Annotated in this window: 10 protein-coding genes and 2 tRNA genes; 5 read left to right on the plus strand and 7 right to left on the minus strand. The window is 58.5% G+C overall.

The features are described from left to right. Nucleotides 1-5 precede the first annotated feature (5 nt). Nucleotides 6-503: a T9SS type A sorting domain-containing protein gene (locus B9A24_RS01790; RefSeq protein ID WP_143434702.1), complete on the minus strand. Its 498-nt coding sequence runs from the start codon at nt 501-503 to the stop codon at nt 6-8. Nucleotides 504-758: 255 nt separating this feature from the next. Here B9A24_RS01790 and B9A24_RS01795 point away from each other — a divergent pair. Further along, a tRNA-Pro gene (locus tag B9A24_RS01795) sits at nt 759-832 on the plus strand. A gap of 98 nt (nt 833-930) precedes the next feature. Continuing rightward, nucleotides 931-1,004 (plus strand) — tRNA-Pro (locus B9A24_RS01800). A 72-nt stretch (nt 1,005-1,076) separates the two neighbouring features. Here the strand turns inward: B9A24_RS01800 and B9A24_RS01805 are convergent. After that, nucleotides 1,077-1,598 (minus strand): hypothetical protein, encoded by a 522-nt coding sequence (locus tag B9A24_RS01805; protein ID WP_084443419.1) that lies wholly within the window; start codon nt 1,596-1,598, stop codon nt 1,077-1,079. A gap of 423 nt (nt 1,599-2,021) precedes the next feature. Here B9A24_RS01805 and B9A24_RS01810 point away from each other — a divergent pair, with 423 nt between their 5' ends. Together B9A24_RS01810 and B9A24_RS01815 are read left to right on the plus strand one after the other, a co-directional pair. Continuing rightward, entirely contained in the window at nt 2,022-3,524 is a 1,503-nt protein-coding gene (locus B9A24_RS01810) for a sensor histidine kinase (protein ID WP_084443420.1), read from the plus strand. Between the two features lie 55 nt (nt 3,525-3,579). Then, nucleotides 3,580-4,002, plus strand: coding sequence for a response regulator (locus B9A24_RS01815; RefSeq protein ID WP_159451916.1), 423 nt, complete (start codon nt 3,580-3,582; stop codon nt 4,000-4,002). A gap of 174 nt (nt 4,003-4,176) precedes the next feature. Here the strand turns inward: B9A24_RS01815 and B9A24_RS01820 are convergent, their stop codons facing one another. The 4 genes from B9A24_RS01820 to B9A24_RS01835 all read right to left on the minus strand — a co-directional run bounded on the left by B9A24_RS01820 (nt 4,177) and on the right by B9A24_RS01835 (nt 8,648). After that, nucleotides 4,177-5,895, minus strand: coding sequence for an ABC transporter ATP-binding protein (locus B9A24_RS01820; RefSeq protein WP_084443427.1), 1,719 nt, complete (start codon nt 5,893-5,895; stop codon nt 4,177-4,179). A 188-nt stretch (nt 5,896-6,083) separates the two neighbouring features. Next, on the minus strand, nt 6,084-6,875 hold the full coding sequence (gene truA / locus B9A24_RS01825; RefSeq protein ID WP_084443422.1) for a tRNA pseudouridine(38-40) synthase TruA: 792 nt from the start codon (nt 6,873-6,875) through the stop codon (nt 6,084-6,086). An 11-nt stretch (nt 6,876-6,886) separates the two neighbouring features. Then, nucleotides 6,887-7,429 (minus strand): GNAT family N-acetyltransferase, encoded by a 543-nt coding sequence (locus tag B9A24_RS01830; RefSeq protein WP_084443423.1) that lies wholly within the window; start codon nt 7,427-7,429, stop codon nt 6,887-6,889. A gap of 16 nt (nt 7,430-7,445) precedes the next feature. Beyond that, on the minus strand, nt 7,446-8,648 hold the full coding sequence (locus B9A24_RS01835; protein WP_084443424.1) for a thiolase family protein: 1,203 nt from the start codon (nt 8,646-8,648) through the stop codon (nt 7,446-7,448). Between the two features lie 91 nt (nt 8,649-8,739). Between B9A24_RS01835 and B9A24_RS01840 the strand changes: the two genes are divergently transcribed. Next, nucleotides 8,740-9,216: a DUF4293 domain-containing protein gene (locus B9A24_RS01840; RefSeq protein WP_084443425.1), complete on the plus strand. Its 477-nt coding sequence runs from the start codon at nt 8,740-8,742 to the stop codon at nt 9,214-9,216. 77 nt (nt 9,217-9,293) lie between these two features. On the opposite strand, the gene B9A24_RS01845 is transcribed toward B9A24_RS01840, so the two are convergent. Next, nucleotides 9,294-10,079, minus strand: coding sequence for a proline and serine-rich protein 1 family protein (locus tag B9A24_RS01845; protein WP_084443426.1), 786 nt, complete (start codon nt 10,077-10,079; stop codon nt 9,294-9,296). Nucleotides 10,080-10,309 lie beyond the last annotated feature (230 nt).

The raw sequence follows: 10,309 nt of genomic DNA on the forward strand, positions 1-10,309 counted from the left end.
GATTCCTACTGACCGAGCATCACCCGGCGCATGCCGCGTCGCTCGCCGGCCGTGCATTGCACGATGTAGTAGCCAGCAGGTAAGCGACTTACGTCGAGGGAAGTAGGCTTATTACCCACCATCATATTGCGGGTCAGCACGGGCCGGCCTTCGCCGTCGTTTATTTCTACGCGGGTGGGGCCGGCGGCGTCAGTGCGTACAATCAGGCTTTTGGTCAGGGGGTTATTATCCAGGCTTACTTTAAGCGCTCCGGAAGTAGCGGCCGGGGCTTCCATCTTGTCGGTTATCAAAGAGGGCGCCCCGGTGGGTTCCGCAGCATCAGCAGGCTTTTCTACGGCCGCCGCAACAGCTGGCGCGGGTGCAACTGACGCGGTGGGCGCTGGGGGCTTCACGGTGGCTTTCGTTTGGGCCTGGGTCGGCACCGTTAGCAAAAAGACCATTCCTAAGCCCAGCAAGACAGTAAGCTTTTTCATGTGCATCCGAAACGAAAGAGAAGAAGTCAATATTCCTGTAAAAGTATAACGTAGCTGGTATTCTTCTATTCTAATTTTCCTCTTTACAACTGCATTCTACTCAGCCTCAACCGATAAGTTAGGGGCTACCCCAGCTGCTGGTAAGCGACTTCCTCTTTTTATCAAACTTTACGGTTCCTGTTTGAGAAGCGCTTGGGCAACTTTATCAGTCCTAACCTCAAATTTTATCCTTCCGAAGATTGTGCCAAACCCAAAACGTATCTTATCTTTGCGACTCAATACCATCGGGGTGTAGCGTAGCCTGGTATCGCGCCAGCATGGGGTGCTGGAGGTCGTAGGTTCGAATCCTGCCACTCCGACGGAACAGCGAGCTGTTCAAAAAAGCCTTCGAATCTTGATTCGGAGGCTTTTTTTGGGCAGTAAAAGGAAGGCTTGGTACCTCGCACGGCACCACTTCCGGGGTGTAGCGCAGCCCGGTAGCGCGCGTCGTTCGGGACGACGAGGCCGTAGGTCCGAATCCTGCCACCCCGATTTACTGCAAACTCTCAAAAAAGCCCCCCAGCGGATAGCTGGAGGGCTTTTTGCTTGACATCAAGTAGCATTCTACTTCACTACTGCCAGCACTTCTACTGGCCCAGTGTCCGGGAATTGCTCCACGTATACCTGACCGAGTCCTAGTTTCTGCTGTTTCGCAAAATCTTTGATGCCGCTGTACAGCTTGCCGGGCGCCAACATATAGCTGGCCTTCAGGCGGGCCTGTACTACGCGCTGCCCACCGCTAAATGTGCTGTAATGGTAGCCGGGGGGCAAATTCTGGGAAACGGTATCCGCTACGATCAGGCCGATAAAGGCTTTCACCGTGTCGCCGGCAGCTTCGGGGTCATTGTAATAGATGTTACCCAGCGTACCCTGGAGATGATTGTTTGCCTTTACCTGTTGCGCCTGACGAAACAGTGTTCCAAACTCATCGCCCCGCACGGGACCATTGTAGTAGCGCCCAGCCAAAAAAATGGGTTTTGCGGTTGTTATCACGGCTACTTCAGGCTGACGAAAGCCGCCGAGGTAGGCATACACACCAGCCAAAATAAGCGCTAAAGCAAAACCGATAAGCCAGAACCAACGCATAGAGGCAGGAGTTAGAAATGAGCGCCGGATACCGAAAACCGGAGGCCGGGCAAGGGCTGCAAAGTAACAGAACGTCAGGCAGAACGCCACGAAGTATAAAGTACACCGGGCTTGGCCGGAACACTTCAAAGACCAAAACGCGCTCCGCAGTCAGGCTTGTGCCTGGTTGCTGAAATTCGATTATTGGTTGGACATCCCCTCCACTCTCTTTCTTTTTGGCTGATAACGCACGCAATTCCAGTCACTTCCCCGGCCAGGCCGTATAGGCTATTGCCGGTTCAGCTTGGACAGCGCTCCGGCCCGCGCTCCAACTTCGGGTGCCCATCCGCCGCCTCAGCGCGGCCGTCGGCTCTTATCTGCCCGCAGTCTCTTCCTCTGCTTTCCCGGCCGCCCCGCTTACCCCTCGCGCCCCGTGCGCTTCTCATGGAGTTCTTTTCTCCCGCCCTTGTCACCGGGCCTACTTTTCCCCTACCTGCCACCGACGAATTACTGCAAAGCGTATTGGACGTTTCGCTGACGCCCATCCAACTCTGGCGGCCCGTGTGCGGGCCGGATAGTGCGGTAACGAATTTTATTCTCGACTACCTCAACCCGGCTAGCCAGCGGATGCCGGCGCGGCCGGGCAGCACTTTGCTCGCCTGCTTTCCGCCCGCGGAGGTCGCCGGTATCTTCGCCTTTTGTCACCGCGTGTTTGTAACCGGCGTGGCCGGCCGCTACGACACTCCCTGTCAGGCCGACGAGCCTACTACCCTCTACCAGCTGGTGGCCCGGCGCAGCGGGGCACTGCTGATCGTCAGCTTCCCGGATACCGCCGACTACACGCGCCCGGCCGCCGAAGAAGCCCTGCGCGACAGCCAGATTCGCGAAGCCGCCGCTTTGGCCAAGGCCCTGCGCCAGCGCCGCCGCCTGTTTTCATTGTTTAAGGAGGCTCCCGGCCTTGTCGCTCGTCTCAGCGGCCCCGACCATGTGATTGAGCTGGCCAACGATGCTTTCCGGCAGGCGTTCGGCTTTCGGGAGCTGGTGGGCAAAACCTACCGCGAGGCGGCCCCGGAGCTGACCAACCAGCGGTTTTTCGACTGGCTCGACGAGGTGTACCGCACCGGCAAGACCTACCACGGCAACGAGGTGCCCGCCCACCTCGACCGGACCAACTCGGGCCAGCTGGAGCCGAGCTACTTCAACTTCACCTACCAGGCTACCCACGACGCCGCGGGGGCCGTGGCGGGCATCCTGGTCTGTGCCTACGACGTGACCGAGCAGGTGGTGGCCCGCCAGCAGCTCCAGCAGCTCAATGAGGCGCTGGAAACCAGCGTGCGGGAGCGTACCCAGGCCGACGTGCTGGCCGCCCCGGAGCTAACCCAGGCGGCCAGCCAGGTGCTGCCCCTGCTCGATATGATGCAGGGGGCCGTGGAGCGCTTCCAGCTGACCCTGGCCCAGCTCACTGACATCGTCCGGCTGCAGGCCGCCCACACCCAGCCCGCCGAAACCGTGGACCTGGCCACCCTTATCGAAGACGTGCGCCTCGACCTGGCCCCACTACTGGCCGCTGCCAAACCCGACATCCGCGTAGACGTGACGGGGTGCCCCAGCGTATCATTTGCCCCCCGCAACCTGCGCAGCATCGTGTACAACCTGCTCAGCAATGCCGTCAAGTACCGCGACCCCGCCCGGCCGCCCGTCGTGCAGCTGCGGTGCCACTCTACTGAAGGGGCCACCGTGCTCGAAGTGCAGGACAACGGCCTGGGCCTCGACGAGACCCAGCAGGCCCGGCTCTTCGGGCTGTTTCAGCGCCTGCACAGCCACGTCGAAGGGTCGGGCGTGGGGCTGTATATGATCAAGAAAATCGTGGGAAACGCCGGTGGCACCATTCGTGTGGAGAGCCAGCGCGGGGTTGGCTCCAGCTTTGTTGTTTCGCTGCCCGGCTAAAACATTCCGACCCTGCTTCGCATTTATGCGGGCAGAAGTCCTTATTCTTATCTCTATGAAAAAGCTCCCCGGTGTGCTGCTGGTCGACGACGACTTTACTACTAACGCACTCAACGAACGGCTCCTGAAAAACCTGGACGTGGCCGACCAGTACTTGACTGCCAGCGACGGCCAGGAGGCCCTGACGGCCCTTGACCGGCTCAGCGCGGTTGCTACTCCTGCCAGTCCTATTCTGGTTCTGCTCGACGTGAAAATGCCCGTACTGGATGGCATGGGCTTTCTCGAAGCGTACCAGCGGTTGCCCCTGGCTCAGCAGAAAGCCGCGGTTATCGTTATGCACACCGCCTCCATGGTTTCGGAAGACTTGGACCGCGTGGAGGAGTTGCCCATCGCCGGCCTGGTCAGCAAGCCCTTGACGAAGGAAAAGGTTAATACCATCCTTAAAATCCACTACCAGCGCCAGTTTCCGGCCAGCTAGTGCCCTGAATTTTGTTTGCCAGCATCTTGCAAAGCAGAACGGGCAGACCATGTGGTCCGCCCGTTCTGCTTTGCAAGATGCCTTGTATGACGTGGTCCGTCTTTAGTTTGGTCAGTTGCTGGCGCTAATTTTCATAACGATGCGTCATTCGACTGCCACCAGAATATCGGCTTTTTACGCCTTCAAATCCAGGCTCACGTCTTTGTACTGCATCTGGTACAGCTGCTGATAAAAGCCGCCGTGGCGCAATAGCTCCTCGTGCGTGCCCGATTCCTTAATCTCGCCCCGGTCGAGGACGATGATGCGGTCGGCCTTCTGAATGGTGCTGAGGCGGTGAGCGATAACCAGCGAGGTGCGGCCCTCCATGAGCTTGTCGATGGCCTCCTGAATCAGCTCCTCGGTTTCGCTGTCTACGGAGGAAGTAGCTTCGTCCAGAATAATAATGCGTGGCTGGTACACCATGGCCCGCACGAAGCTGATGAGCTGGCGCTGACCCACGGAAAGCGTAGCGCCGCGCTCCATCACCGGATAGTGTAGCCCCCCAGGCAGCCGCTCGATAAAGCGCCGGGCACCCACCAGATCGGCGGCTTCCCAGATCTGGGCTTCCGTAATGTCCGTGTTGCCCAGGGTGATATTGTCGGCAATGGTGCCCGCGAACAGGAATACGTCCTGCAAAACCACGCCGATGTGCTTGCGCAACTCCTTCAAATCGAACTCGCGCAGGTCGTGGCCGTCCACGCGGATGGTGCCTTTGTTTATTTCGTAGAAGCGGCTGAGCAGATTGATAATGGACGTTTTGCCTGCCCCGGTCGCGCCCACGAAGGCAATGGTCTGGCCGGCTTTCACTTCGAAGCTGATGTCGCGCAACACGTACTCCTCGTCGTTGTAGGCAAACCAGACATTCTCAAAATTCACGTCGCCACGCACGGCGGTCGGGGCCAGGGTACCCGTGTCGGCAATCAGCTCCTTGCTGTCGAGCAGCTTGAGCAGGCGCTCCGTGCTGACCAGACCGAGCTGCAAGGTATTGAAGCGGTCAGCAATCTGGCGTATTGGCCTGAAAAACAGCGCGTTATATAGAATAAAGGCAATGAGCGCGCCCTTGGAGATGGTACCTTCAATCTGGCCCTGGGCCGCGTACCATACCAGCAGGCCCACGCCCATGGCGGCCAGCACCTCAGCCACCGGAAAGTAGATGGAGTAGTACAGCACCGACTTCACATTAGCGCGGGTGTGTTCCTGGTTGATGGCCTTGAACTTGCGAAATTCGCGCTCCTCGTTATTAAAGATCTGCACTACGTTCATGCCCGTCAGGTGCTCCTGCACGAAGGAGTTGAGGCTGGCCACGGCCGTGCGCACTTCCTGAAACGACTGTTTTACCTTTTCCTTGAATACGTAGGTGCTGATAATCAGGGGCGGAATGACGGACAGGCTCACCAGCGTCAGCCGCCAGTCGATCCAGAACATGAAGCCCATGATGAACAAGAGCTGCAAAATATCGCCAATCATGGCCGCCAGCCCTTCGCTGAACACATCTGAAAGCGTTTCTACGTCGGAAATATTGCGCGTCACCAGCACCCCGATGGGCGTACGGTCAAAGAACTTCAAGCGCAAATTCAAAATATGCTGATATAAATCAACCCGGATATCGCGCACGATGTACTGGCCCAGCCAGCCTCCAAAGTACGTTTGCAGATAGCTGACCAGCGTATGGGCCACCAGCAAGACCAGCAGCAGCGCGAACATCTGGTTTACGCCCGTCAGGTCGCCCTGCTCGATACTACGGTCTACCATTTTCTGAATCAGAAAGGGGCGCAGGGTGCCCAGGGCGGCCGTGGCCACGGTCAGAAAAATCAGGAAATAAAATATCCGCCGGTAGGGCCGCACATACTTCATCAGGCGGCTCAGCACCTGCCAGTCGAAGATATTGCCGGTTTTGGTAGCGGTAGTTGCTTGCTCCACAGAGGATTTGTTAGGCTATAAAGGATACTAAGGACAAGTAACCACGCGCGGGCACCGGAGGTTGCAAATTGCCCATTTTGTCATCCTGAGGAACGAAGGATAACAACGACGGGGAATAACCCCTACGAACCCAGCACAAAGTACGGCATTCCAGTAGGCCCTTCCGCTGTTACCAGTTCTGCCGGATACTCTATTCTGCTCAGAAAAAGCCCCCTGGCCACGGCCGCGCCACTGGCTGCAATGCGGCTTTGCGCGTGCAGGATGCGTTTGAACTCGTCGGGGGTCAGCTTGCCGCGGCCTACGCTCAGCAGCGTGCCCACTACCAGGCGCACCATGCCCCGCACGAAGCGGTTGGCCCGAATCCGAAATACCAGCCCACCTGGCGTCGAGTGCCAGCCGGCCTCGTAGCACACGCAGACATAATGATTCTCGCCGCCTTTCACTTTGGAAAAGCTGGTAAAGTCGCGGGAGCCGAGCAGATGGGCCGCCGCCTCATTCATAGCCGCCACGTCGGGGGCGCGGTCGAGGTAAAGGCTTTGATTGACGCCGAAAGGGTCGGGAATGAGGCGCACGAAATACTCGTAGGTGCGGGCTTCGGCATCGAAGCGGGCGTGGGCCTTATCCGGCACGGGGTGCAGGCGGCGCACGGCAATATCGGGGGGCAACGCGCGGTTGAGGCGATACAAAATCGTGGCCTCATCCAGACTGGGGGGCAAATCGGCATCGAAGTGCGCGACCTGGTGGCTGGCATGCACGCCCGAATCGGTGCGACCGCTGCCCAGCGTGTACACGGGCTGGCGCAATACCTGCGAGAGGCAGCGGTCCAGCTCCTGCTGCACGGTGAGCGTGTTGGGCTGCACCTGCCAACCGTGGAAGCGAGTACCGTCGTAGGCCAGATGAAGAAAATAGCGCATAAGTTGTTGGATTACCTCACCAGGGCGTACAGCAAGGCGTCCAGCGTCTGGCCATCTTTGGTGATGCTTTTACGCAACCGGCCTTCCAACTCAAATCCAGACTTTTCCAACACCCGCGCCGAGGCGATATTGGGCCCAAAGACTTCGGCATAAATCCGAACCAAATCGAAGTGGGCGAAAGCGTAGTCAGCCAAGACCCGCACGGCACTTGTCATGATGCTCCGGCCCCACTGCGGCCGGGCCAGCCAGTAGCCGATTTTGGCGTTGCGCCGATGCACGTCCTCTCCAAATAATACGCTGATGGCCCCAGCCGCCGTACCATTCACCTCTATACACGAGTGTATATCAACTGAGTCAGGATTAGTCACGAAGCCGATGTACCAATCAGCATCTTCCCTCTGATAGGGGTGCGGAAACACGTCGCCCAGATTTTGCCAGATGCCCCGGTCGTTGGCGGCCTCGGCCAAGGCTGGCGCATCGCTTAGCTGCCAGGGCCGCAGCCGCGCCCCAAGTAGAGGCAAATCCAATGTAGGGCGCAGCCGGGCATCTGGCATAAGGCCGGAGGGCAAATCAGACCTTCTCGTAAATAACGGCCGCGCCCTGGCCGACCCCGACGCACATGGTCGCCAGGCCGTAGCGCACGCCTTCGCGGCGCTGCATCTCGTGAAGCAGCGTAGCCGTGATACGCGAGCCGCTGGCTCCCAGCGGGTGGCCAATGGCAATAGAACCGCCATTGACGTTTACTTTTTCAGGATCAAGCTCGAGGTCGCGGATGCAGGCAATGGACTGAGCGGCAAACGCTTCGTTCAACTCAATCAGATCTATGTCATTCATGGTCAGGCCCGCGCGCTGCAATACCTTCTGGCTGGCGGGCACTGGTCCGAGTCCCATATAAGCCGGATCGACGCCAGCTACGGCGGCGGCAACCACTCGGGCCAGGGGCTTGAGGTTGTAGCGCTTCAGCGCTTCTTCGCTTACTATTATCACGCCGGCGGCCCCGTCGTTGATACCCGCTGAGTTGCCGGCCGTCACGGTTCCGTCCTGGGGCTGAAACGCAGGCTTGAGCGTGCCCAGCTTCTCAACAGTAGACAAGCGCGGCGGCTCATCGGTATCAAACAAAGCAGCGTCGCCCTTAGGGTTAGGCACAAATACGGGCACGATTTCGCGGCGAAAACGGCCTTTCTCATTGGCGCGGTGGTATTTGCGCTGGGAGTTAAAGGCAAACTCGTCTTGCTCCAGGCGCGTGATGCCGTACTTGCGGGCTACGTTTTCCGCCGTTTCGCCCATGGCATATGGGTGATGCAGCTTCGAAAGCTTCTGATTGACAAAGCGCCAGCCCAAGGTGGTGTCGTGGGCGGTAAGCTCACGACCGAAGGCGGTTTCCGACTTGGCCATCACGAACGGAGCGCGGGTCATGCTCTCGGCACCGCCGGCCAGGTATACGTCGCCTTCGCCGCAGCGCACAGCCCGCGAGGCATCAATGATGCTTTGCAAACCCGAAGCGCACAGGCGATTTACGGTGTTGCCGGGAACCGTGGCAGGCAAGCCGGCCAGCAGACCAGCCATACGGGCCACGTTGCGGTTGTCTTCGCCGGCCTGGTTAGCGGCTCCGATAATAATGTCTTCTACGGCCGCCTTGTCGAGGGTCGGATTGCGGCGTAATAGCTCGCGCAGGACGTGTGCGGCGAGGTCATCGGGACGGACGCTACTGAGCGCGCCGCCAAACCGTCCGATAGGGGTGCGGACGGCATCTACTATATAAGCACTTAGCATTGGCTTGGAATGCGGTTATTACGGTCGTTGTTGGCTACTTTTGCCGGCCCGTAGGCTTCGGCAACGCGGCGCGAACCGTCAAACCACAAAGATGATACAAAGAATCCAAAGCGTGTTCCTTCTTTTGCTGGCCCTGGCCATGCTCAGTGTATTAGTGCTGCCTATTTGGAGCAAAACTGACCCGATGACCGGGCAGGAAGTGGTGCTATCGGCCTATAAGCTGGCTTTTACGAACCCTCAACCAGGCTCACCCGCGCCGACGCCGACGTATCTCATTGCCATTCTGGCGCTGGCTTCGGCGGCCGTGGCCGTGTACGAGATTTTCCAGTTCAAGAACCGTTTCCGCCAGCTTAAGCTGGGCTTAGTCAACTTTCTGCTGATCGTAGCTACCATCGGGGCGGGCTTCTACTATTCCGGCGTAGGCGAGCAGCTGCTCAATATCAAAGTTCCCGGCGAGTTTGAGGCCGGCTTCTACCTCCCTACCCTGGCCCTGCTGCTCAACGTATTGGCCAACCGCTTCATCCGCCGCGACGAGCAGCTCGTGCGCAGCATGGATCGGCTGCGGTGATGAGCCGCGAGTATCTCTTCAACTCAAAAGGCCCCCGAAATAGCTCTGGGGGGCTTTTTTGTTAAAAACGCTGTTGGCTATCGGCCTCTGCTACGCTCCACGAACTCCTCTAGCTCACGGGCACTGGAACTAAAGCGAAACACGTCATACACCCGGTAGAAATTCTGCCTGTCGGCCACGGCGGGGTAGGCGTATTTGGCTAGCTCCAGCTTGTCTTTATCAAAGTCGAACTGCGTGAGCAGATGCCGCAGGTCATCGGCCCGGATGCTGGTTTCGCTCAACGCCTGGCGGGCCACCAGCAGCTTGTCACTATCAAAGGGGCGAGCCGCCAGCGCCTGCGCCAGCCTGTCCACATCCTGCGGCGTCATCACCTGGTAAGCACCAGGATAGCCCGCCCCGGGGCTGGGCGGATACGGGCCATACGGGTCAGCTGGGGCGGTGGGTCGCCGGTCGGGGTAGCCATCCTCATAGATAATGTCGCCGGACTGGTCAGGATAGCCCCGCCCTGGTCCGCGGCCCAGGCCAAGAGGCACGGCGGCTACTTTGCGCAGGGCGGGGGCGTAGCCGCTACGGGCGATAAGCACGTAGCTGGTTTCCAGGCCAGGGTCGAGGAAAACGCGTGTACGGTAACTGACGGCGCGGCCGTACGGAGTCGGAATTCGAAACTCGGCCCAGTGAAAGCCGGGCGCGAGCCGGTCGATGGACACCTGCCGCACGCCGCCACGGGTTAGCGGCTGCCCATCAAATACCAGGTGAAACGGAATGCCACGCTCGGAGGCAAAGTTGACGATAACCGGCGCGGCACGAAGCTGGGCCGATAACAGCATCAGCAATCCGATGCTCAGAAGTAAGGCCTTTTTCATGTGTGAGAATATGAGAGCAATAGGGATACTCCCGATAGCTACTCTAAGCCAAGTATTATGCCATTTTGAATATAGTAAATCCTATTCACTTTCACAGTAGTGTTGGCGTTTTAATTATCAACTTGTTAGGTTCCGAAGCATTTCTACTTATCTCTGCTACTTGTTCTTATGTGCTTGCTCAGCGTTGTTTACCATTACAATCGGGTATGCGCCAAAAACACAAAAAAGCC

It is taken from the genome of Hymenobacter roseosalivarius DSM 11622 (genome assembly GCF_900176135.1).
GTDB classification, from domain to species: domain Bacteria; phylum Bacteroidota; class Bacteroidia; order Cytophagales; family Hymenobacteraceae; genus Hymenobacter; species Hymenobacter roseosalivarius.

Bases quoted from the DNA above. Each gene is read 5' to 3' on its own strand.
- B9A24_RS01805 (WP_084443419.1), bottom strand. From the start codon at position 1,598: ATGCGTTGGTTCTGGCTTATCGGTTTTGCTTTAGCGCTTATTTTGGCT.
- B9A24_RS01810 (WP_084443420.1), top strand. From the start codon at position 2,022: ATGGAGTTCTTTTCTCCCGCCCTTGTCACCGGGCCTACTTTTCCCCTA.
- B9A24_RS01815 (WP_159451916.1), top strand. From the start codon at position 3,580: ATGAAAAAGCTCCCCGGTGTGCTGCTGGTCGACGACGACTTTACTACT.
- B9A24_RS01820 (WP_084443427.1), bottom strand. From the start codon at position 5,895: ATGAAGTATGTGCGGCCCTACCGGCGGATATTTTATTTCCTGATTTTT.
- truA (WP_084443422.1), bottom strand. From the start codon at position 6,875: ATGCGCTATTTTCTTCATCTGGCCTACGACGGTACTCGCTTCCACGGT.
- B9A24_RS01830 (WP_084443423.1), bottom strand. From the start codon at position 7,429: ATGCCAGATGCCCGGCTGCGCCCTACATTGGATTTGCCTCTACTTGGG.
- B9A24_RS01835 (WP_084443424.1), bottom strand. From the start codon at position 8,648: ATGCTAAGTGCTTATATAGTAGATGCCGTCCGCACCCCTATCGGACGG.
- B9A24_RS01840 (WP_084443425.1), top strand. From the start codon at position 8,740: ATGATACAAAGAATCCAAAGCGTGTTCCTTCTTTTGCTGGCCCTGGCC.
- B9A24_RS01845 (WP_084443426.1), bottom strand. From the start codon at position 10,079: ATGAAAAAGGCCTTACTTCTGAGCATCGGATTGCTGATGCTGTTATCG.